The following is a 22,774-nucleotide window of genomic DNA, read 5'->3' on the forward strand; positions in this document are numbered from 1 at the left end:
CACCCCTCACGTTGTGTTCACGTGCCCCGCAGGCCCGGCGCGGCAATCTGCTAGCCTGCGCCTCGTTGTGATCGCGTACGTGATCAATCCAGGTACCAGCGGCGTGAAACTCGCGTGCGCGCTCATCAAGCCGAGCGCCAATCCCTCGCTGCCCGGCCAGCTGCGCGTGACCCTCACCCGCGATGAATTGCCCCTGGACGCGCCGCCCACCGCGGCGGATCTCCCGGAACTCGTCCGGAACATCCTGGAACTCACCAAGGACTGGGAAGCGCCGGACGTCATTGTCGGCCGGGGGGGCCTGATCGGGAAAGTCAGCGCCGGCACGTACCCGGTCACGCCGGAACTGGCCGAGTACGCCGTGCAGGGCGAGCGCTCGCAGCTGCCCGGCAACCTGGGCGGCCCGCTCGCGCTGGCGGTCGCGCAGGAACGGGGGGTGCCCGCGTATATCGTTGATCCGCAGAGCGTGGATGAACTCCTGCCTGAGGCGCGTGAAACGGGGCTGCGCGGCCTGAAGCGGGTTTCCCAGTTCCACGCCCTGAACGCCCGCGTGGTCGCCCGTCACGCCGCCCACGAGATCGGCAAACGGCTGGCCGAGGCCCGCGTGGTGGTGGCGCACCTGGGAGCGACCACCTCGGTCACCGCGTTCGAGCAGGGTCGCGCCGTCGACACGAGCGGCACCGGCCCGGACGGCGGCCCGCTGGGCGCGCTGCAAAGCGGCCCGCTGCCCGCCCGGATGCTGCTGGCCCTGGCCCGCGAGCACGGAGAGGAACGTGCCCTGGAGCTGCTCGCCGCCGGGGGTGGCTTCCTGTCCCTGGCGGGCAGCGCAAACCTCAAGGAACTTGAAGCGCGGTCTGCCAGTGACCCCGAGGTGCAGGCGGCGGTGGCCGCCTTCGTGCATCAGGTCTGCAAGGCCGTCGGCGCCCAGACCGGAGCGCTCCGGGCCCGCCCGGACGCCATCGTGATTACCGGCGGCATCGCCAAGTGGGAGGACGTGGTCGACCGCATCGAGCGGCGCCTCGCGTGGATCGCGCCGATTCTGGTCATTCCCGGCGAGCTGGAACTCGAAGCCCTTGCGGAGGGCGCCGGCCGGGTGCTGCTCGGCCTCGAGGCCGCCCGCGAGTGGAAGGCGCCCGCGTCCGCCGGGAGCTGAGTGGCCCGCCGCGCGCCAAGGGTCTCTCCAGCGCCGATCCGCGCGACCTCAATGTGGCGGGTCGATCAGGTGTTCCTGGCCCGGCGCGGCATGCGCGTCGAAGTGACCTGCTCGCTTGTGAACGATCAGGGCGGCCTGCGCAACCTGTCCATCACGGCGCCAACGGACGACCCCACCCAGGCTGTGCGGCACGCGGCGCGCTTCATTGCGGGGAAGGGCAACGTGAGCGGCGCGCGGCAGGCCCGCGTGCGCTGGACACGCGAACAGGCGACCACCGCGCAGGACGCCCTGATCCGCGACCGCGCCCTGGAAGATGAATTTCTCGACGAGTTCGAGGAGACCCTGGCCGCCGTCCGGGATCAGCAGCGCTGAGTGGTGCTCCAAACGCACCGTGGCACGGTGATGAGCGAACGTGCAGGGAACGGGCACTTGTGCCGGTGGGCGGCAGGTGTACACTCGCCTCTACACACCTGACTGTCTGCCGGCGTCCGTCCGCCAGCCCTGCCGTTCACCCTGAAAGGATCGGTGGTTCAAGTGCCCGTCCGTATTGTGAGTGTCGCCGCGCACAGCGGCGCTGGTAAAACCACGTTGACCGAAGCCCTGCTGCACCGTAGCGGGGCCACTTTGCGTCTGGGCCGTGTGGAGGACGGCACGACCGCCAGCGACCACACCGACGCCGAGCGGGCCCACGGCTTCTCGATCTCGACCGGCGTGGTTCGTCTGACCCACCGCGACACCGAGATCACCATTCTGGATACGCCCGGCTACGCGGACTTCGTGCGGGAGATCCGGGGGGCTGTGCGCGCCGCTGACGCCGCCTTGATCGTCGTTAGCGCCGTGAGCGGCGTGGAGGTCGGCACCGAGCGCGTGTGGGCCACCGCCGACCGCTTCTCCATGCCGCGGCTGGTCGTGGTCAACAAGATGGATCGCGAACGCGCGGACTTCTTCGCGGTGCTAGCCGACATCAAGGCCAGCCTGAAGGGCTCCTCGGCGGCCGTCGCCGTGCCTGTTGGAGAGGGAACGGACTTCACGGACGTCGTGGACGTCTTGAGTGGTCGAACCTCCGGCGGGCAGGCGGCGCCGGACGCCCTGCGAACCGTGCTGCGCGAGGCACGTGAGAACCTCGTGGACACCATCGTCGAGACGGACGACGACCTGATGAACCGCTACCTGGAGGGCGAGGAGATCACGGAGGACGAGCTGCGTACCGCCCTCCTGCGCGCCACCCACACGGGCACCCTCTACCCAGTGCTGCCCGTGAGCGCCACGACCGGGGTGGGTCTGGATGTCCTGAGCGACCTGCTGGTGGATGGCCTGCGCTCGGGGCGGGAACGCGGCCCCGTGACCGGCCTCGACGGACAGACCCGCGAGCCCCGCGCGGACGCGCCCTTCAGCGCCCGCGTGTGGCGCATGAGCATCGACCCCTTCGTGGGAAAGATCGCGTACATCCGCGTGTGGAGCGGCACCCTGAAACCCGGCGACACCGTGCGGAATACCACGCGCGGCATCGACCTGAAACCCGCGCACCTGTACGTCATGAACGGCAAGGATCTGACCGAGGTACCGGCACTCCAGGCGGGCATGATCGGCGTCCTGACCAAACTCTCGGATCTGCACACCGGGGACACCCTCGCCGATCCGGCCCAGCCCATCGAATACGACCCGCTGTGGCTGCCTGACCCGGCCCACACCGTCGCCCTGCATCCCGTCACGCGGCAGGACGAGGACAAGATCGGCGTGGCCATCGCCCGCCTGATGGAGGAGGATCCCACCCTGCACTTCACGCGCGAGGCGCAGACGGGCGAGCAACTCCTGAGCGGCATGGGCGACATGCACACCACCATCGCCATCGAGAAACTCGCTGCGCTGGGCGTGAACGTCACCACCACGCCCCCCCAGATTCCGTACCGCGAGTCCATCCACGCGAGCAGCGAGGCGCAGGGCAAACACAAGAAACAGAGCGGCGGGCACGGCCAGTACGGTGATTGCAAGATCCGCATCGAGCCCGGCGAGGGCTACGGCTTCAAGAGTGCCGTGGTGGGCGGCGCGATTCCCGGCAAGTACATTCCCAGCATCGAGAAGGGCGTGCAGGACGCCATGCTCCGGGGAAGCCTCGCCGGGTACCCCCTGCAGGACATCCACGTGACCGTGCTCGACGGCAGTTACCACGACGTGGACAGCAGCGACATCGCGTTCCGCACCGCTGGCAGCCTTGCCCTGAAGAATGCGCTGGAAGGCGCTCGGCCCGGCCTGCTGGAACCCGTGATGCTCCTGAAAGTCCGCGCGCCCGCCCAGTTCACCGGCGATCTGATCGGCGACCTCCAGACCCGCCGCGCCCGCGTGCAGGGCATGGAACCCGAAGGCACCGTCATCACCGTGACCGCCGTCGTGCCGCAATCGGAACTGCAGACCTACTCCGCCGACCTGAGAAGCCTGACCGGCGACCGGGGCGCCTTCAGCGTCAAACCACACGGATATCAGGACGTGCCCGAGCACATCGCCAGGAAGGTCATCGAGGATCGAAAGGCCGTCCTGGCGAACGCCTAAGCGTCAGTCAGGAGCTTGCCCTGTCCAGAACGCACTGAACGGGTACCATCGAAGCTGCCCGCTGTCGAGCTCGCGTTCGCGCCATACGAACTGATCGCCTGCACCAGGCGTGGTGGCCAGAATGTCCTCTGGTTGTACGACAGCCGGATTGAGGCGTGTGCTTCGGAGATGGATGACCTCACCGAATCGCGTCAGCAGCAGGGTGTTGTCCGACCGGGTGATCCTGAGCAGTTCCGTCGCGGCGTTGTACGTGATGACCGTCTGGGCGGCCAGCCGGGCCGTAGAGGGAAGAGCCACATCTGCCGTCTGAGGCGGAGTGTCCAGTGCGAGCTGATACTCGACGGTGCCGCCTGTGGCCAGGGAGACGCGGAGTGCATCACGCCCAGTCAGCCACTCGACATCAAACATCTGCACGTCCTCTGTTCTGGCCTGGAACACCTGCTGCTCCGTTCGGGCGTTGAAAACCACCAGTTCGGCGCCGCTATACCTGAGCGCGGCCAGGAGTGGCGCTGTACGGTGCCAGCGAACGCTGGCCCACACGTCGGAATTTCGGCCGGTGGGCAGTTGCCAGACCACTAAGCCGTCTCTGGCATGAACCACGGCCAGCAGGTTGTACTCGCCCGCAGCGGCGATGAACTCGCCGTCATGGCTCCATGACGTTGCGTACACCGCTAAGCCGAGATCGACATGCCACTGTTCCACACCGGTCGCCGCGTTGAGGATGAGAAGCGCCTCGGAATGGGAGCCGACCGCGATCCACTCGCTGTCGGGGCTGAAGGCCAGGCCCTGTGTCCACTCGCCAAGGTGATGCGACCAGATGATGGCACCAGATGACGCGCGAATCAGCGTGACCCAGCCCTCCTCACCGCTGGAGCACAGCAGTTGACCGTCCGGGCTCCAAATGACTGTGACAATCGCGTCCTGTTGAATGCGTGCGTGCCAGCGCGTGTGACCCGTTCGCGCGTCAACAATCCTCAAGTGGTGATCCGCCTCAACAATGGCAAGCCCAGAGCCGTCAGGGCTGACGCGGTCGAACTCCATGGGTCGTTCACCAGGGAACCCCTGACGGTCTTTCTTTCGCTCCTCTCCCAGCCGATCGAAGAGTGTGATGATCATGCACTGGCTTCCACAACCGGCATGTATTCGAGGAGGGTTCGACATGGGCTCGGAGGGTGCAACGCTGCACTCTCACTTTTTCCAGCATTCGTCATGACACGGGAATCCGGTGGTCAGACTTCGTTGCTGCGGTCACCTCGTCGGCCGCGCCGCTGAACTGGGCGGCGTAGAGCCCGGCGTACAGGCCGTGGCGGGCGAGCAGTTCCTCGTGCGAGCCCTGTTCGACGATCTGCCCGTCCTGCATGACCAGGATCAGGTCAGCGTCGCGGATGGTGCTCAGCCGGTGCGCGATCACGAAACTCGTGCGGTCGCTTCGCAGGGCGGCCATGGCCTGCTGCACCAGCAGTTCCGTGCGGGTATCCACCGAGGAGGTGGCCTCGTCAAGGATCAGCAGATCGGGGTTTGCGAGGAAGGCGCGGGCAATGGTGATGAGCTGCTTCTCGCCGGCGCTGATGTTTCCAGCCTCGTCGTCGAGCACGGTGTCGTAGCCCGCGGGCAACGAGTGCACGAAGCGGTCGACGTAGGTGGCCTGCGCGGCGGCGAGGATCTCGGCGTCGGTGGCACCGGTGCGGCCATAGGCGATGTTGTCGCGGATGGTGCCGGCGAACAGCCAGGTGTCCTGCAGGACCATGCCGATCCTTGAGCGCAGTTCCCGCCGGGGCAGTTCCGTGATGTCCACACCATCCAGCGTGATGCGCCCGCCACTGAGTTCGTAGAAGCGCAGGATCAGGTTCACCAGCGTCGTCTTGCCTGCGCCGGTGGGGCCGACGATGGCGACCGTCTGGCCCGGCTGCACGGTCAGGTTCAGGTGCTGGATCAGAGGCCGGTCCGGAGTGTACGAGAAGCTCACGTCCTCGAAGCGGATCTCTCCGCGCGCCACAGGCGTCGGCCGCGCGGCTGGCGTGGCCACCGCGTCCGGCAGCTGTTCAGGCGCGTCCAGCACCTGGAAGACCCGCTCGGCGCTGGCCACGCCGGATTGCAGCAGGTTCGCCATGGAGGCCACCTGCGTCAGCGGTTGAGTGAACTGCCGCGAGTACTGGATGAAGGCCTGCACGTCGCCCAGCGAGAGCTGCCCGGACGCGACCCGCAGGCCGCCGACCACGGCGATGGCCACATAGTTGAGGTTCCCGAGGAACATCATGGCGGGCATGATCGTGCCGCTGATGAACTGCGCTCCGAAGGCCGCGCCGTACAGTTCGTCGTTCTTGACCTTGAAGGACGCGTCGGCCTCCTGCTGGCGGCCGTAGAGTTTCACGAGGCCGTGCCCGGTGAAGGTCTCCTCGATCAGGCCGTTCAGTTCCCCGGTGTGCTTCCACTGCCGCACGAACAGCTTCTGCGAGCGTTTGGCCACCGCGCCGGTCAGGGCCATGGACAGCGGAATGGTGACCAGCGCGATCAGGGTGAGCAGCCACGACAGGCTGAACATCATGCCGATCACGGCGACCACTGTCAGCAGCGACACCAGCAGTTGCCCCAGGGTCTGCTGCAGGCTGGTGCCCACGTTGTCCACGTCGTTCGTCACGCGGCTCAGCAGTTCCCCGCGCGGCTGGCCGTCCACGTAGGGCAGGGGCAGGCGGTTGAGCTTCGCAGCCACGTCGGTGCGCAGGCGCGACACGGTGCCCTGGATGACGCTGGCCAGCAGGTAGCCGGACAGCCACTGCAGCCCGGCCGCGATCACGTACAGGCCCAGGGCGAGCAGCAGCACGCGGCCCAGCGCGGTCATGTCGATGCCCTGGCCGGGCGTGAGGGTCATGGAGGCGAGCAGGTCGGCCATGCGGCCCTGGCCGCTGGCGCGCAGCCCTTCCAGCGCCGCCTCCTTGGTCGTGCCGGCGGGCAGACGGGCGCTGATGAACCCGGAGAAGATCAGATCGGTCGCGCGGCCCAGGACACGCGGCCCCAGCGCACTGAGCGCCACGCTCAGCACCGACAGGAGCACGATCACGGCCACCTGGGCGCGGTAGGGCGCGAGCTTGCCCAGCAGGCGGCGCGCGGACGGGCCGAAGTTCGACGCCTTCTCACCGGGCACGCCCATCTGCATGTGGGGCGGCCCGCCCCGGCGGACGCCGGCCGGGCCACGCCGGGCCTCGGCGGCGCGTTCCTCCTCGCTGCGGACGCCTTCGCCACGGGTCATGCGGCCACCTCGTCCTGGGCGGCCTGCTGGGACTGCACGATTTCCTGGTAGGTGGGGCAGGTCAGCAGGAGGTCGTCGTGTGTTCCCTGGCCGACGGTCCGGCCGTCGTCGAGCACGATGATCTGGTCGAAGTCCACGATGGTCGAGACCCGCTGGGCGACCACGATCATGGTGGCGTGCTGCGTCACCGGTTTCAACGCGCGGCGCAACCGGGCGTCGGTGGCGAGGTCGAGGGCCGAGAAGGCGTCGTCGAACAGGTACACGTCCGGGCGGCGTACCACGGCGCGGGCGATGGCGAGGCGCTGGCGCTGGCCGCCGGAGACGTTCGAGCCGCCCTGCGCGATCTTCGCGTCCAGGCCGCCGTCCATGGCGGCCACGAAGTCCTCGGCCTGCGCGATCCGCAGGGCGTCCCACAGTTCCTCGTCGGTGGCGTCGGGTTTGCCGTAGCGGAGGTTGCTGGCGACCGTGCCGGAGAACAGGAAGGGCCGCTGCGGCACGAAGCCCACGTGCGGCCACAGGCTGTCCAGGTCGAGGTCGCGCACGTCCACGTCACCCAGGCGCACGCTGCCGCCCGTTGCGTCGAACAGGCGTGGAATCAGGTTCAGCAGCGTGGTCTTGCCCGCGCCGGTGCTGCCAATGATGGCGGTCGTCTGGCCGGGTCTTGCCGTGAAGGACACGTGCTCCAGCACCGGCACCTGCGCGCCCGGATACTGGAACGACACGTCCCGCAGTTCGATATCGGCGGCATGCAGCGCAGCGGTGACCGGATGTGCGGACGGCACCACCGAGGAGTCCGTGTCCAGCACGGCGCTGATCCGCTCGGCCGACACCGAGGCGCGCGGAATCATCATGGACATGAAGGTCGCCATCATGACGGCCATCAGGATCTGCATCAGGTAGGCCATGAACGCGGTGAGTGCGCCGACCTGCATCTCGCCGTTCTGCACGCGGCCCGCGCCGAACCACAGCACCGCCACCGTGGACACGTTCAGCACGATCATCACGATGGGGAAGACCAGGGCCTGAAGGCGGCCTACCGTCAGGGCCGCGTCCGTCAGGGTGGCGTTCGTTTCCCCGAAACGGGCGGTCTCGACGTCCTCGCGCACGAAGGCCCGCACCACGCGGATACCGGTGATCTGCTCGCGCAGCACGCGGTTCACGGAATCGATGGCGGTCTGCACGATCCGGAACTGCGGCAGCATCTGCCGGATCACCAGGCCCACGCCCAGGATCAGCAGTGGTACGGCCACCGTGATCAGCCACGACAGGGCCACGTCCTGCCGCAGCGCCATGATGATCCCGCCGATCATGGAGATCGGGGCGTTGACCATCATCGCCAGCGACATGAACATCAGCGTCTGCACCTGCGTGACGTCGTTGGTGGTGCGCGAGATCAGGGTGGGTGCGCCGAACTGCGCCACCTCGCGCGACGAGAAGGTGCCGACCCGGTGGAAGATTGCGGCCCGCAGGTCACGGCCCAGGCCCATCGACGTTCGGGCGCTGTAGTACACGGCCCATACGGTCGCGCCGATCTGAAGCAGGCTGAACAGCAGCATCCACCCGCCGGTGTGCAGGATGAAGGCGGTGTCGCCTACGGCCACGCCCTTGTCGATGATCTCGGCGTTCAGGGTGGGTAGATACAGGGCGGCCAGGGTCGTCGCCAGTTGCAGTGCCAGCACGGCCAGGATGGCTCTGGTGTACGGCCGGGCATACGTCAGGATCAGGCGGATCAGCATCGGAACTCCTCCGGCGGCGCTGAACTCACGGCGCGCCGCTCCACTCCGGCATGATGCGCCCATCTGGCCCGCCCGACCTCCGCCGAATGGCCAGTGGTGCCCGGCCGGGTCACGGCGCTACGATTGGGTGAGGAAGAGTGCCGCGCGGGTCACACGGCGCGTCCCTGGGGGCAGGGAAGATCGTCGGGGCTCCGGGACGGCGGGCCAGACGTTCGCCCGGGGACGTGTAGCATCGGGCGCATGACCCCTGCCGTGATTGCCGATCTGCGTTCCGATACCGTCACCACGCCCACGCCTGCCATGCGCGAGGCCATGGCGCAGGCGGCGGTGGGCGACGACGTGTACGGCGAGGATCCGACCGTCAATGCCCTCCAGGCCGAGGTGGCGCGCCTGACCGGTCATGAGGCGGGGCTGTTCATGCCGTCCGGCTCGATGACCAACCAGGTGGGGATCGCCGTGCACACGCGCCGGGGCGAGGAGGTCATCTGCGCCGAGGGCAGCCACATCTACGAGTGGGAGCTGGGCATGATGGCCGCGTTCAGCGGCGTGGTGCCGCGCTTCGTGCCCGCGCCGCTGGGGGTGCCCGCGCCGGAGGACGTCCGCGCGGCCGTGCGGCATTCGGTGCACCAGTCGCCCACCGGCCTGATCAGCCTGGAGAACACGCACAACAAGGCGGGCGGCACTGTGATCCCGCTGGACGTCCTCGCGCAGATCCGCGCTGTGGCCGACGACGAGGGTTTGCCCCTGCACCTCGACGGCGCGCGGGTCTTCAATGCCGCCGCCGCGCTGGGCGTGCCGCTCTCCGAGATCACGCGGCACTTCCACACGGTCAGCGTGTGCCTGAGCAAGGGGCTGGGCGCGCCGGTGGGCAGCGTGCTCGTCGGCAGCGCCGAGCATATGAAGGAGGCGCACCGCTACCGCAAGATGCTCGGCGGCGGCATGCGGCAGGCGGGCATTCTCGCGGCGGCGGGCCTGATCGCCCTGCGCGACGGCCCGACCTGGCTGCAGGACGACCACAGCCGGGCGCGCACCCTCGCCGAGGCCCTGGTCGGGGCCGGGTATGACGTGAACCTCGCGGCTGTCCAGACGAACATCATCTATGCGACCATCCCGGACGCCGCTGGGCGCAGCGCCGCGTGGGCCGAGAAGGGCGTGCTCGCCAATGCCCTCGGGCCGGATTCAGTGCGCTTCGTGCTGCACCATCAGATCGACGACGACGCGCTGGACGGCGCGATCCGGGTGCTGACCGCCTGACCGCCGCCACTCCCCCCAAGGGCGGAGGACGGCTGCGGGCCGCTCAGGGTAGGCTCTGGGTATGACCTGGCCGGACGCTCCCCTCGTTGCCGCCGACACCCAACCGGGTTCCACCGTCCCGCAGGGTGCGCCGGGCGTCCGGGCCGTCGACGGCAACCGCGCCGCGCTGACGCTGCTGATCGTGCAGAACGTGGTCGCGGCGCTGGGCGTGGGGCTGGACGTGCCCAGCGGCGGCAAGACCCTGCACGTGGGCCTTCACCTGCCGCTCGGGAGTGCGCTGCTGCTGTCGTTCGCCGTGCTGGTGCTGGTGGCCTTCACGGCCTTCCGCCCGGCCATGCGGGCACTCATGCAGGATTCCCGCTGGCGCACCCCGCCGTCGTGGGGACTGGCGCTGGCGGCCTTCGTGCTCGCGTTCCTGGTGTCGCGGGCCTTTGCGCTGGCGTATGTGAGTTTCTTTCCGGACTCGATCAGCGCCGTGCCGCAGTTCCTCACGACGGGCTCGGCGCTGGTGCCCATGCTGCTCGCGGCGGGCCTGCTGGTGCCGCTGGCCGAGGAGATCGCCTTCCGTGGGCTGATGATGCGCGGCCAGGAACGCGCCGCCGGATTTACGGTGGCCGCGCTGGCGACCACCGCCGCCTTCGCGGTCGCGCACGGCGTGCCCGCCAGTGTGGCGGGCATCCTGCCCTTGGCGTACGTGCTGGCGCGGCTGGTGCAGCACACCGGCAGCCTGTGGAACTCCGTGATCGTGCACGCGCTGAACAACACGCTGTCCATCGGTCTGGGCTCGCTCCTGGCCGGACAGAACCTGGGCGATGCCAGCCAGGCTGGCGCGGTGCTCGGCAGCTCCTCGCTGAAACTCCCGCTGGCCATCGGGGCGCTGCTGTTCGGCGTGGTCGTGCTGGTCGTGCTGCACCTGTGGCTGGTGCCCCGCCGCGATTCCACGGAACGCGTGGCCCCCGGCCCCTGGCTGAGCGGCGCATACGTGGTGATCGTGCTGTTCGGCGTGGGCACCATGCTCTCCACCTTCCCCGCCGTCACGCACCTCTTCGGCACGTTGCGCGGAGCGCTGCACTGACGTGATGGCCCCACCGGGCATCATCGACCGCCTCAAACGGCTGGCCCGGAGCCTCAAGGCTGACCTGCACGCGCTGTCCATTGCCGCTCGCGATCCCCGCACTCCATGGGTGGCCAGGATCATGGCGCTGCTGGTGCTCGCCTACGCCCTGAGTCCCATCGACCTGATTCCCGATTTCATTCCGGTGCTCGGCTACCTGGATGACCTTCTGCTGGTGCCGGCCGGCCTGTGGCTGGCCCTGCGCCTGATCCCGCCGGAGGTGATGGCCGACGCCCGGGCACGGGCGTCGGCGCACCCGGCCCGATTGCCTCGCAGCACGCTGGGACTGGTCTTCATGCTGCTGGTCTATGCCGCCCTGATCGCGCTGCTGGGCTGGTGGTGGACGCACCGCGTGCATCCTGCCGGGTAGGATGGCCGGGCATGGCCCGCACCCGCATCCGCCCACCCGATCCGCTGCCCATCCTGAACGAACCGGCCGCGCCGCTGCCCACGCTGCTGCTGACGGGGCCACGGGTGTTCGCGGCGGCGCTGGCCCCCACCACCCCCCGCGCGTGGCGCTACGGGGCGGTCGTCGTGCTCAGCTCGGTGCTGTCCGGGCTGGCCTACACCCTGGTCGTCCGTCACGCCACGGTGCACGCGGCCACGGTCGCCGAAACGCCGGTTCCGGGGCTTCCCGCGCTGCTGGTCGATGTCCTGGGCGGCATGTTCCTGGGCCTGCTCACGGCTGTCCTGATGTGGGGACTGGGGTTCCTGGGGGCCGGACGTGCGGCCCGATCCGCCGAGGTGTACGGCGCGAGTTTTGCCCTGCTGCCGCCCCTGTGGCTGCTGGTGATCCTCTGGACGCTGCTGACCCCGGCCGCCGCGTGGCTGCCCGACGCGGCGGCGCTCCAGGCCGCCGGATCGAATCTCGGGAATCTCCAGATCGCGGGCCTGCGGACGGCGGCCGGCACCCAGGCGGGCTTCCTGCTGCTGGTCGTGACGCTGCTGGGCACCGTGGCCCAGTGCGCCCTCGCCTTCCCGGCCCTGCGGGTTCTGACCGGCAAGCCGCTGCGCGCGGCCCTGGGGAGCCTGCTGCCGCTGCTGCCCGCGCTGCTCGTCCAATTCGTGGGGGTGGCCCCGCTGGCCATCGCCGCGCTGTCCCGGCCCCCCGGCGCCTGACGGAGGTCACGCGCTGCGGTGACCCTCTAAATAGGTCTACGACGCGCCCGATCCCAGCACGCTGTGCGCGGGATCCCACAGGCGCCACAATTCGTACACGCCGACCAGGGTGTGCAGCACGACCTTGGCAGCAATTCCGGCCAGCAGGCCGATCAGGGTGCCCCACGCGGAACGCAGGGAGTCCGGTACTGACTTGCGCACGACCAGCAGTTCCGCCAGGAATGCCCCCGCGAGCGGTCCCAGGATCAGCCCGAAGGGAATGACCGGCAGCAGCCCTACTATGCCGCCGATCAGCGCGCCCCACATGGCCTGCCGGCTGCCTCCATAGCGCCGCGCGCCCCACGCCGACGCGACGTTGTCCACGCTCATGATCAGCACGGTAATCACCGCGAAGGTCAGCAGGAAGGGCACGTCCGGCCACGCTTGGAAGCCGTCGAGCAGCGTGGCGACCACGGTGCCCAGAAAAATGATCAGCGTGGCGGGCAGGCCGGGCACGAAAGTGCCGATCATGCCGACGATCCACGCGAGCAGGAAAATCAGGAAGGGAAGGGTCATCTCGGTCTGCGGGTACGCGTTCCGGTGCGCATGGGTTCCGCCGAACAACGAAAACCCCCACACGGTGGTGGGGGGATCTTTGGTTGCAGGGACAGGATTTGAACCTGCGACCTCCGGGTTATGAGCCCGACGAGCTACCAGACTGCTCTACCCTGCGATACCTTGAACAACGCACTGTCCATATGCTGCTTGGCGTTACATTTCGCGTCCCAGAGGGCCTTTCCTCTGAAGCGCTCAGGAATAGTACCCCTCAATCCCGGAACTGTCAACTGTGCCTCACGTGCCGGTCTCCGCCGCTCGGGAAGCTGGGTCACGGCCGCTGCCCCGGCGGGCCGCTACGCTGGGCAGGTGGACGACTCCGACAGCGACATCCAGGCCCGCAAGATGCACCACATCGAGGCCTGCCTGCAGCCGCAGAGCCAGTACCAGACGGTCACCACCGGCCTGAGCCGGGTGCCCTGGCCATACCGTGCACTGCCGGAAGTGAACCTGGACGACATCCGGCTACAGACCTCCTTCCTGGGCCACCCTCTGAGCGCCCCCGTGCTGATCGGCGCGATGACCGGCGGAGCGCAGCGGGCGGAGACCATCAACCGCCATCTGGCCGTCGCGGCCCAGCGCCTCGGCCTGGGCATGATGCTCGGCTCGCAGCGGGTGATGCTGGAACGCCCCGAAGTCACGCCGACCTTCCAGATCCGCGACCTCGCGCCGGACATCCTCTTGATCGGGAATCTGGGGGCCGCGCAGTTTGGCCTGGGCTACGGCGTGGCTGAGGCGATCCGCGCCGTGCGCGAGGTGGGGGGCGACGCCCTGGCCATCCACGCCAATCCACTCCAGGAAGCCATGCAGGTCGGCGGTGACACGCGCTGGCACGGCCTGGCCGAACGCCTCGCGGACGTGATTCCCGCGCTGCCCTTCCCGGCCCTCCTCAAGGAGGTTGGGCACGGTCTGGACGTCCGAACCGCCCGTGCGGCGGCGGCGGCGGGTTTCGCTGCCCTGGACGTGGCCGGAGCGGGCGGAACGAGCTGGGCGCGGGTCGAGCAGCTCGTCCGCCACGGGCAGGTGCGTTCCGCCGACCTGTGCGAGTTGGGCATACCAACCGCGCAGGCCCTGCAGGACGTGCGCGACGCCGTGCCCGGCGTCCCCCTGGTCGCCTCAGGGGGAATCCGCACGGGCCTGGACGCCGTCCGTGCCCTGGCGCTGGGGGCCCAGGTCGTCGCTATTGCCCGGCCGCTGCTGGAGCCTGCGCTGGACAGTGCCGACGCCGTCGAGGCGTGGCTGGCTGCCTTCATTCATGAGCTGCGCACCGCCCTGTTCGTGGGCGGCTACGCGAGCATCGACGAGCTGCGCCCCGCCCTCGGCTGGCCGCGAACCCTGATCTCGCGTTCTTAACGCAGACGGCCCAGCGCCTTGCGGATCAACGCGTCGGCGGACTGGGCCGGGTCGGCAGCCAGCAGTTCCGCCACGGCAGCCCGCACCTGCGCCTCGCGGAAGCCCAGGGCGAGCAGGGCGTCCACCGCGTCCCGCCCGGCGGTCGTGGCGACCGGCGCGGCGCGGCCCCCGCTGCCTGTGGCGGGCGCGGCCAGATGCTCCGGCACCTTGTTCTGCAGCTCCAGCACCAGCCGCTCGGCGGTCTTCTTGCCCACGCCGCTCACGCTGGACAGCAGTTTCACGTCGCCGCCCAGCAGGCCCTGCGCCAGCGCCGACACGGGCGTGGCCGACAGCAGCGCGAGCGCCAGCTTGGGGCCCACGCCGCTCACGCCCGTCAGCAGATCGAAGAGCCGCACGGAATCCTGATCCAGGAAACCGAACAGCAGCTGGGCATCCTCGCGCACCACGAACCGAGTGTTCAGCTCGGCCGGCTGGCCCACGACCAGCTTCGCCAGCGTCCCCGCCGGACACTGCACCTCATAGCCGACGCCGCCCGCGACGACCACGGCGCTGTTCTCGCGCACTTCACGCACCACGCCGGACAGGAAGGCAATCATGAAGGCGATTCTAGAGCAGTTCTCCGAATTCTGCGCCCAGAACAGGGGATTTCTGGTCAGTCAATGCTCGTCCGGCACGGCTCAGGTCGAAGGCCGTGGACGCTCTTCGGTCAACGGTATCAGCCCGGAGCGCCGGAGCGTCCGGCGTTCAGAACCGAGGCTCCTCGCCGCGCCATACTGCCCGCATGCCCACCATCCGCCCTGCCCGCGAGTCCGACCGGGACGCCCTCTACTCTATCTGCCTGGAAACCGGCGACAGTGGCGAGGATGCCACCGGCCTGTACGCAGATCCGCTGATCCTGGGGCACGTGTATGCCGGGCCTTACCTGTCGTACGCGCCAGATTTCGCGTTTGTGCTGGAGGACGCTGAGGGTGTGGGTGGTTACGTGATCGGCACGCCCGACTCGCGCGCCTTCGAGGCCACGCTCGAACGGGAGTGGTGGCCGAAGCTGCGTGCCCAGTACCCAGATCCGGCCGCGATTCCCCGCGAGTCGCGCACGCCCGATGAGCGGATCATGGCGGTCATCCACGACCACACCCGCAAAACCAGTGACGTGTACGACGCCTACCCCGCCCACCTGCATATCGACCTGCTGCCGCGCATGCAGGGGGGCGGCAATGGCCGGGCCCTGATGGAGCGGCTGTTCACGGCCCTGCGGGACGCTGGCGTCCCCGGCGTCCATCTGGGGGTGGGGGGGCGCAACACCCGCGCGCAGGGCTTCTACCAGCACCTGGGGTTCCGGGAACTGGAACGGACGAATGGCGGGATCACCCTGGGCTACATGCTGTAGAGCAGATCAGAGGCGCTGGATGGATCGCCCCGCGCTCAGGGCGGCCAGTGCGGCGGCCATCGCCCCGGACACCACCGCGCCCCACACGAAGCCGTGCGCTTCGTGTCCGCTGGGCGAGGCGAGCAGCAGGGGGCTCAGGAACTGCCCCAGGAACACGGCGCTGCTCATGCCCGCCGTGACCCGTCCCCGCCACGCGGGCGGCGTGAGGTCGGCCAGCCAGGTGTACAGGTTCGGGAAGACCAGGCCGCCGCCCAGCCCGCCTACGAGCAGGCCCGCGATGACCAGCGTCAGGCCCGTGGCGGCCGAGACGAGCACCCACCCGGCCGCCACCAGGGCGAAGCCCAGCGCCGCGACCCGCCGGGGATCGAAGCGGCCGGCGGCGCGGGCGTACGCCAGTGAAGTCACGGCGGACGTCAGGGCAAAGACGCCCAGCAGGAGGCCGGTCAGGCCGGGGGCCGCTCCCAGGGTGCGCAGCAGGAAGGGGCCCTGGGCGGGCATCAGGTAGAAGACGATCATGTACCCCAGGGCCAGGGCGTAAATCACGGCGATGGAGCCCCAGCGGGGCGGCGTGGTGTCCACGGTCTCGCCTGGCAGAGCCGTCGCCACCCCGCGCGGCAGTCTCAGCACCAGCGGCAGCAGCAGCGCGGCCAGCAGGTACAGCGCGAAGGGGGAGCGCCACGACTGCGCGGCCAGCAGGCCGCCCAGCGGGAACAGCAGGGCCCCGCCGAAACTGGCGAAGGCCGCCTGCTGGCTCAGGAAGCGGCCACGAGCGGGGCCACTGAACAGGTCGTTCACGAGCGCGCCCGCGGCGGTCATGGTGCCGGCGACCGCGAGACCCAGTACGACCCGCCCGATCAGGACGCCGCCCAGCGTCGTGGCGATCAGGCCGCTCGCGCCGCCCAGCGCGTAGAGCACCAGCGACCCGAGCAGCACCGGCCGCCGGCCGTAGCGGTCGGCCAGGCTGCCGCTCAGAGGAGCGCTGATGGCGATGACCAGCCCCACGATGGTCAGGGCCAGCTTGACCAGAAACGTGGCGTTCGGCGTGTCGGCAAAATGGGCCTGCATGGCGGGCAGGGCCGGGGCGATGGTGGCTCCCGACATGATCGTGAGGGCGGACAGCAGCAGGATCGTGACCTGGGTCAGGCGGTCGGGCAGCGCGGCAGCTGGCGGTGACGCTGTCCGTCGGTTCACGATGGTGGGAGCGGGCGTGGTCATGACCGCCACACTAACTTTATAAAGTCAAGCGGAACGGGTCTCAAAGCACAACTGTGGCAGGATCCCCGGCGCTACACTGGCGTCATGCTCCGCCCGGCCTCCTCCATGAGCATGCGAATGCCCCGGCGGGCCTGAGACCTTCGGGCAGGCAGCGGGGCGCACTTTCCAGGGAGTGCGCCCCCTTCACCTGTGCCCACAGGTCACACGGATTTCGCACCACTCGAATTCTGTGGATGCGTCTTCCTGCCTCCTGCTCCCTGCCAGCAGACCGGAGCTGGACACGGCGCGGCATTCAACCGGAGTGCGTATCCTGTGCAGGTTGACCGGCGTGCCTCCCATCAGGGCAAGGGCCGGAAAGGACGAACACATGAGCGACAGCAACTCGTTTTTCATCACCACCGCGATCGACTACGCCAACGGCGCCCCACACATCGGGCACGTGTACGAGAAGATCCTCGGCGACGCCATCGCCCGCTACCAGCGCCTCGCCGGACGCGACGTGACCTTCGTCATGGGCACGGACGAGCACGGCGAGAAGATCAGCAAGGCCGCCGCGAAGGCGGGCGTGACTCCGCAGGAACTCGTGGACGACCTGTCGGAACGCGCCTTCCAGGGCCTGTGGAAGCGGCTGGAGATCAGCCAGGACTACTTCATCCGCACGACCGACACCCGCCACAAGAAGTTCGTGCAGCAGGTGCTGCAACGCGTGCACGACAGCGGCGACATCTACTTCGCCGAGTACGAGGGCCTGTACTCGGTGGGCGCGGAACGCTACGTGACCGAGAAGGAACTCGTGGAGGGCAGTGACGGTGTCCGCCGCTACCCCGGAGACAAGGACGCCCCGGAACTGCGGCGGGAAGCGAACTACTTCTTCCGCATGGAGAAATACCAGGAGTGGCTGCGCGCCCACCTGCTCGCCCACCCCGACCTGATCCAGCCCGCCGGATACCGCAACGAGGTGCTGGAGATGCTCAAGGAGCCCATCGGCGACCTCAGCATCAGCCGCCCGAAAAGCCGCGTGCCTTGGGGCATCGAACTGCCCTGGGACGCCGATCACGTGACCTACGTGTGGTTCGACGCCCTGCTGAGTTACCTCACGCCGCTGGTCAGCCAAGGCCAGGACGCGGCCGTCAGTGGTCAGGCATGGCACGTGATCGGCAAGGACATCCTCAAGCCGCACGCGGTGTTCTGGCCGACCATGCTGCACGCCGCCGGGCTGCCCGTGTACCGCCGCCTGGTCGTGCACAGCCACATCCTCGCGGAGGACGGCCGCAAGATGGGCAAGTCCCTGGGCAACGCCATCGACCCCGAGCGGCTCGTGAACAGCTACCCCGTGGACGCGATCCGCTACACCATCCTGCGGGAAGCGTCCCTGAGCGCCGACAGTCCGTACGGTGAGGGCATCCTGGTCGCCCGGCTGAACAGCGACCTCGCGAACGACCTGGGCAACCTGCTGTCGCGCACGGTCAGCATGATCCAGAAGTACCGGGGCGGCGTGATCCCGGCCGCGCACGAACCCACGGACCGAGAACGCGAGATCGAGGCTGCCGCGCTGGCTCTGCCCGGCCAGATCCTGGGCCTGGTGGACGACCTGAAGATCAACATGGCCATCGAAGCCGCCATGAACTTCGTGCGCGACCTGAACCGCTACATCGCGGAAAGTGCGCCGTGGAACCTCGCCAAGTCGGAGGACACCCAGCGTCGCCTGGACACCGTGCTGTATACCGCCGCCGAGGGCCTGCGCGTCGCCAGCGTCGCGCTGGAGGCCGTGATTCCCGTCAAGGCCCGCGAGCTGCGTGCCCAGCTCGGCCTTGGAGGTCAGACCTACGCCCTGCACGGTGCGTGGGGCCTCACGCCCGCCGGAACGAAGGTGCTGGGCGGCGCGATCCTGTTCCCCAAACCCGAGGCCCAGCCAGACGCCGTCCCCACCCCCGCGCCCCGCAAGGAGACCCCCGCCGTGACCCAGCCCGCTCCCGCCATGTCTGCTCCCGTGACTCCGGTGGCCAGCGCCACGCCGGCCGCGTCCGAACCCCTGATCTCCATCGACGACTTCGCCCGCATCGACCTGCGCGTCGCGGAAGTGGTGGCGGCCGAGGCGGTCGAGAAGGCCGACAAGCTGCTGAAACTCACCGTGAAGCTCGGTGGGGAGACGCGCACCGTCGTCAGCGGCATCCGCAAGTGGTATGAGCCCGAAGCGCTCGTCGGGCGCAAGGTGATCCTGGTGGCCAACCTGAAGCCCGCCAAACTGCGCGGCATCGAGTCGCAGGGCATGATCCTCGCCGCCGAGGACGACCAGGGGAACCTGGATCTGGTCGGCCTGACGCTTGACCTGCCGAGCGGCACCAAGGTGCGGTGAACGCCCCGCCACAGCCCGCCCGGGGCGAGGCGTACACTGGCCGCATGCCATTCGTGGTGGTGTCCGGACTGTCGGGCAGCGGCAAGAGCACCGTGCTGCGCACCCTGGAGGACGCTGGATTTTTCACCACCGACAACCTCCCGCCGGAACTGTGGGGAACCCTGCACGATCTCGCGCGTGCGCGCGGCCTGCACCGCATCGCGGTCACAACCGACGCCCGCACCCGCGAGTTCCTGAGCGCCCTGGACGACAGCTACGCCCGCCTCGCCCGCCGGGAGGAGCAGCTGCACATCCTGTTCCTGGAGGCAGACGCCAGCGTCCTGATCAAACGCTTCAACTTCACGCGGCGCGAACATCCGCTGGGCGACACGCTGCTCGTCGACTTCGCCCGCGAACGCGACTTGCTCGCGCCCATGCGGGGCATGGCCGACACCGTGATCGACACGACCAACCTGAGCGCCAAGGAACTCTCCGAGCGGGTGCTGGCCCTCCTGAAACTCGACCATGACTTCCGCCTGAGACTGATGTCTTTCGGCTTCAAGCACTCCCCGCCGCGCGACGTGGACCTTGTGCTCGACGTCCGCACACTGCCCAACCCTTACTACGATCTGGAACTGCGCCCGAAGACGGGCCTGGATCCGGCTGTGGCCGCCTACGCCTTCCAGGGCGAGGATTCCGAGGCCTTCTACACGGAACTGCGCGACTTCGTGCGCGTCGCCGCCGAGCGGGCCAGGAAATCCGGGCGCCACGGGTACACCGTCGGGATCGGCTGCACGGGCGGCCAGCACCGCAGCGTGGCCGTGGCCGACCGGCTGGTGCGTGACCTCGCGGACCTCAACCCGCAGGTCACGGATCACCGCGACATGAAGGAGGATCAGGGGTGAGCGACCCCCCGCTCAGCCGCGACACGGACTTCCGCACGGAGGCCCGCGCGCGCGGCGAGCACGTCCGCCGCCGCGCCCGGGTGTGGATGGCGCCGGGCATCGGCGTGAAACGCTGGCTGGCCCTGTTCATCGCCTGCACCTTCGTGGGCGCCGTGGGATTCCTGCATTTCACGTGGACGGGGCCGCTGCATTTCATCGCCACGAAGTGGATCTTGTGGCTCAACAACCTGATGACGCCGGGCGTGCTCCCCCTCTACGTGGTCGGCGTCGGGGTGACCGTCCTGGCGTTCGTCGGCGCGCTCGTGAGCATCTTCATGCTCAACCAGACCATGTTGCAGGGCGTAGGCAGCAAGCCGGGGCAGGCCGTAGACAGCATCCTGGAGCAGCGCAACCTGTCGCGCGGGCCACGCCTGGTGGCCGTGGGCGGCGGGACTGGCCTGTCGAACCTGCTGAGCGGACTGCGCAGTTACTCCAGCAACATCACGGCGGTCGTCGCGGTTTCGGACGACGGGGGTTCCAGCGGGCGGCTGCGCGAATCGCTGCAGATGATCGCTCCCGGTGACCTGACCGACTGCTACGCGGCCCTGAGCGACAGTCCCGTCATGGCCCGCCTGCTGCTACACCGCTTCCAGCGCGGTGACGGGATTGAGGGCCACACCTTCGGGAACCTGATGCTGGCCACGCTCTCCGAGGAGCAGGGTGGCCTGGGTGAGGCCATGAAGGACATTCACGAGGTGCTGCGGATCCGGGGACGGGTGTACCCCGCCTCGACCCGTCCTACCACGCTGGTGGCGCAGCTCAGCGACGGCCGGGAGATCCGGGGCGAGAGCCGGTTCGCGACGCAGGTCGGCACCGCCCGCATCACCAGGGTGCGCCTCGATCCACCGGAACTTCCTGCCCTCCCGGACGTACTGGACGCCATCCGGGAGGCCGGACAGATCGTGCTCGGTCCGGGCAGCCTGTTTACCTCGATCATCCCGGCGCTGCTCGTGCCCGACATCGCCCGCGCCATCCGGGAGTCGTCGGCGCCCGTGGTGTACGTGGCCAGCCTGATGACCGAACCCGGAGAGACCGACAACCTCACCCTGGAGGAACACGTGCAGGCCATCACCGCGCACCTGGGCCGCGCGCCCGATCGGGTGCTGGTGAACAGCGCCAGCCCCCCGGACGATGTGATGCGCCGGTATGCCGCCGCGGGCGCGCACCTGCTCGACCTGCATGGCGCGAGCCCGGATCTGCGGGGCCGGGTGACCCAGTTGCCCCTGATCCAACACGGACAGGCCCGGCATGACCCGGAAGCGCTGGCCCAGGCGTTGATGGCCCTGCCCTCGCGCCCCACTGCCTGATCAGCACGCCGCTCGCCCCTCCCTGCCTACGCCACGCCACCGTTCCGGCCTCGGCACGCTGCTAGGCTCTGGAGATGACGGCGCTGGAAGAAAGCCAAGAGCAGACCACGGTCCGCAACCTGGGCGTGCAGGCACGCGCCGCCGCCCGCGTGTTGCGCTCGCTGCCCACCGAACGCAAGACCGCCGCGCTGCGCGCCATTGCCACCACGCTGCGGAACCGCCGGGCGGACATCCTGGCGGCGAACGCCCGCGACGTGGCAGCCGCGCTCGTCAGCGGCCTTCCCGATGCGATGGTCGCCCGCCTGCACCTTGATGACCGGGTACTGGACGGCATCGCGGCGGACGTCGAGGCGGTCTCACGCCTGCCCGATCCGGTAGGGGAGACCACGCCCGAGGTCACGCAACCCAGCGGCATCCGCGTGTCCACCCGGCGCGTCCCGCTGGGGGTGCTGGGCGTGATCTACGAGTCCCGCCCGAACGTGACGGTGGACGTGGCCGCGCTGGCCGTGATGAGCGGGAACGCCGTGATCCTGCGCGGCGGCAAGGAAACCGTGCACTCCAACGCCGCCCTGGGCGACGCCGTGGCTGCCGCTCTCGCCGCGCAGGGCCTCCCGCCACAGGCCGTGCAGGTCATCCGCGACCCGGCCCGCGAGCGCGTACTGGAACTCCTGAAACTCGATGACCTCGTGGATGCCATCATTCCGCGCGGCGGCGCGGGCCTGCACCGCTTCTGTGTGGAGAACGCCACCGTGCCCGTCATCGTCGGTGGAATAGGCGTGGTTCACCTGTACCTCGACCAGTCGTTTACCCGCGACCCGGCCGACGTCCAGATCGCCGTGCAGATCATTCGCAACGCGAAGGTGCAGAAACCCAGCGCGTGCAATGCCCTCGACACCCTGCTGATCGACCGGGCCGCCCTGCCAAGCCTGCCCGCGATCGCGCGTGACCTCGCCGCGCAGGGCGTCACGCTGCTCGCCGATCCCGAAGCCCGAGTCCGGCTCGACGCGGCGGGAATCCGGGCCCAGCCCGCACAGGACGGCGATTTCGGACATGAGTTCCTGGCGCTCACCGCCAGCGTGAAGGTCGTGTCCGGCCTGGACGAGGCCCTTGACTTCATCGCTGCGCACGGCAACCACACCGACGTGATCCTGAGCCGAGACGCCGCTCAGATTCAGCGCTTCGTGCAGGACGTGGACTCGGCCGCCGTGGTCGTGAACGCCAGCCCACGCTTCAACGACGGCGCACAACTCGGCCTGGGCGCGGAGGTGGCCATCAGCACCCAGAAACTCCACGCCCGCGGCCCCATGGCCCTGCGGGAACTGACCACCACGAAGTGGGTCGTGATGGGAGACGGGCAGATCCGGTCGTGACCTCGCGAGAACTTACTGCGGTCGCTGACACTGTCACCATCGGCCACCTTCCGACGGAGAGGAAGCCGGGCTGAGGCGGTTGTTCGTCAGCTGTCTCCTTTA

19 protein-coding genes and 1 tRNA gene are annotated in these 22,774 nt (G+C 69.0%); 13 read left to right on the forward strand and 7 right to left on the reverse strand.

Features of this window, described 5'->3' with window-relative positions; all coding sequences use genetic code 11:
* The first annotated feature begins 67 nt into the window (after positions 1–67).
* The 3 genes from E7T09_RS02335 (at position 68) to E7T09_RS02345 (ending at position 3,697) form a co-directional block, all read left to right on the forward strand.
* Positions 68–1,150, forward strand: a complete 1,083-nt coding sequence (locus E7T09_RS02335) for a butyrate kinase (RefSeq protein ID WP_136387518.1) — start codon at positions 68–70, stop codon at positions 1,148–1,150.
* Positions 1,151–1,522 carry a hypothetical protein gene (locus E7T09_RS02340; protein WP_168734660.1) on the forward strand — a complete coding sequence of 124 codons (372 nt, stop codon included), beginning with the start codon at positions 1,151–1,153 and terminating at the stop codon, positions 1,520–1,522.
* A gap of 162 nt (positions 1,523–1,684) precedes the next feature.
* Positions 1,685–3,697: a translation factor GTPase family protein gene (locus E7T09_RS02345; protein WP_136387519.1), complete on the forward strand. Its 2,013-nt coding sequence runs from the start codon at positions 1,685–1,687 to the stop codon at positions 3,695–3,697.
* Positions 3,698–3,700: 3 nt separating this feature from the next.
* Here the strand turns inward: E7T09_RS02345 and E7T09_RS02350 are convergent, their stop codons facing one another.
* The 3 genes from E7T09_RS02350 to E7T09_RS02360 form a co-directional block, all read right to left on the reverse strand.
* Positions 3,701–4,813, reverse strand: a complete 1,113-nt coding sequence (locus tag E7T09_RS02350; RefSeq protein ID WP_168734661.1) for a WD40 repeat domain-containing protein — start codon at positions 4,811–4,813, stop codon at positions 3,701–3,703.
* Between the two features lie 91 nt (positions 4,814–4,904).
* Positions 4,905–6,944, reverse strand: a complete 2,040-nt coding sequence (locus E7T09_RS02355; RefSeq protein ID WP_136387521.1) for an ABC transporter ATP-binding protein — start codon at positions 6,942–6,944, stop codon at positions 4,905–4,907.
* Positions 6,941–8,680 (reverse strand): ABC transporter ATP-binding protein, encoded by a 1,740-nt coding sequence (locus tag E7T09_RS02360; RefSeq protein WP_136387522.1) that lies wholly within the window; start codon positions 8,678–8,680, stop codon positions 6,941–6,943. The genes E7T09_RS02355 and E7T09_RS02360 overlap by 4 nt, the downstream gene beginning before the upstream one ends.
* A 240-nt stretch (positions 8,681–8,920) precedes the next feature.
* Here E7T09_RS02360 and E7T09_RS02365 point away from each other — a divergent pair, with 240 nt between their 5' ends.
* From E7T09_RS02365 to E7T09_RS02380, 4 genes are all read left to right on the forward strand, one after another.
* Positions 8,921–9,934 (forward strand): low specificity L-threonine aldolase, encoded by a 1,014-nt coding sequence (locus tag E7T09_RS02365; protein ID WP_136387523.1) that lies wholly within the window; start codon positions 8,921–8,923, stop codon positions 9,932–9,934.
* A 61-nt stretch (positions 9,935–9,995) separates the two neighbouring features.
* The gene (locus E7T09_RS02370) at positions 9,996–11,009 is read left to right on the forward strand and encodes a CPBP family intramembrane glutamic endopeptidase (protein WP_136387524.1); all 1,014 of its coding nucleotides are present in this window, start codon (positions 9,996–9,998) and stop codon (positions 11,007–11,009) included.
* 4 nt (positions 11,010–11,013) lie between these two features.
* On the forward strand, positions 11,014–11,418 hold the full coding sequence (locus E7T09_RS02375) for a YkvA family protein (protein ID WP_136387525.1): 405 nt from the start codon (positions 11,014–11,016) through the stop codon (positions 11,416–11,418).
* Between the two features lie 11 nt (positions 11,419–11,429).
* Positions 11,430–12,167 (forward strand): hypothetical protein, encoded by a 738-nt coding sequence (locus E7T09_RS02380; RefSeq protein WP_136387526.1) that lies wholly within the window; start codon positions 11,430–11,432, stop codon positions 12,165–12,167.
* Positions 12,168–12,203: 36 nt separating this feature from the next.
* Here E7T09_RS02380 and E7T09_RS02385 read toward each other — a convergent pair whose 3' ends face one another.
* Both E7T09_RS02385 and E7T09_RS02390 read right to left on the reverse strand, forming a co-directional pair.
* Positions 12,204–12,722 (reverse strand): DUF456 domain-containing protein, encoded by a 519-nt coding sequence (locus E7T09_RS02385; RefSeq protein ID WP_136387527.1) that lies wholly within the window; start codon positions 12,720–12,722, stop codon positions 12,204–12,206.
* A gap of 80 nt (positions 12,723–12,802) precedes the next feature.
* Positions 12,803–12,879: transfer RNA gene (locus tag E7T09_RS02390), tRNA-Met, on the reverse strand.
* 227 nt (positions 12,880–13,106) lie between these two features.
* Here E7T09_RS02390 and fni point away from each other — a divergent pair.
* On the forward strand, positions 13,107–14,114 hold the full coding sequence (fni, locus tag E7T09_RS02395) for a type 2 isopentenyl-diphosphate Delta-isomerase (protein WP_240741660.1): 1,008 nt from the start codon (positions 13,107–13,109) through the stop codon (positions 14,112–14,114).
* Here fni and ruvA read toward each other — a convergent pair.
* Positions 14,111–14,710 (reverse strand): Holliday junction branch migration protein RuvA, encoded by a 600-nt coding sequence (gene ruvA / locus E7T09_RS02400; RefSeq protein ID WP_136387529.1) that lies wholly within the window; start codon positions 14,708–14,710, stop codon positions 14,111–14,113. The genes fni and ruvA overlap by 4 nt on opposite strands.
* 185 nt (positions 14,711–14,895) lie before the next feature.
* On the opposite strand from ruvA, the gene E7T09_RS02405 reads away from it, so the two are divergent.
* Entirely contained in the window at positions 14,896–15,501 is a 606-nt protein-coding gene (locus E7T09_RS02405; RefSeq protein WP_136387530.1) for an N-acetyltransferase, read from the forward strand.
* A gap of 6 nt (positions 15,502–15,507) precedes the next feature.
* Here the strand turns inward: E7T09_RS02405 and E7T09_RS02410 are convergent, their stop codons facing one another.
* The gene (locus E7T09_RS02410; RefSeq protein ID WP_136387531.1) at positions 15,508–16,716 is read right to left on the reverse strand and encodes an MFS transporter; all 1,209 of its coding nucleotides are present in this window, start codon (positions 16,714–16,716) and stop codon (positions 15,508–15,510) included.
* Between the two features lie 367 nt (positions 16,717–17,083).
* Between E7T09_RS02410 and metG the strand changes: the two genes are divergently transcribed.
* From metG to E7T09_RS02430, 4 genes are all read left to right on the forward strand, one after another.
* The gene (gene metG, locus E7T09_RS02415; RefSeq protein WP_136387532.1) at positions 17,084–19,072 is read left to right on the forward strand and encodes a methionine--tRNA ligase; all 1,989 of its coding nucleotides are present in this window, start codon (positions 17,084–17,086) and stop codon (positions 19,070–19,072) included.
* A 44-nt stretch (positions 19,073–19,116) separates the two neighbouring features.
* Positions 19,117–19,956 (forward strand): RNase adapter RapZ, encoded by an 840-nt coding sequence (gene rapZ / locus E7T09_RS02420; RefSeq protein WP_136387533.1) that lies wholly within the window; start codon positions 19,117–19,119, stop codon positions 19,954–19,956.
* Entirely contained in the window at positions 19,953–21,302 is a 1,350-nt protein-coding gene (gene yvcK / locus E7T09_RS02425) for a uridine diphosphate-N-acetylglucosamine-binding protein YvcK (protein ID WP_370293650.1), read from the forward strand. The genes rapZ and yvcK overlap by 4 nt, the downstream gene beginning before the upstream one ends.
* Before the next feature lie 74 nt (positions 21,303–21,376).
* Positions 21,377–22,672, forward strand: coding sequence for a glutamate-5-semialdehyde dehydrogenase (locus E7T09_RS02430; RefSeq protein ID WP_136387534.1), 1,296 nt, complete (start codon positions 21,377–21,379; stop codon positions 22,670–22,672).
* Positions 22,673–22,774 lie beyond the last annotated feature (102 nt).

Source organism: Deinococcus sp. KSM4-11 (genome assembly GCF_004801415.1).
In the GTDB taxonomy this organism is placed as follows: Bacteria; Deinococcota; Deinococci; order Deinococcales; family Deinococcaceae; genus Deinococcus.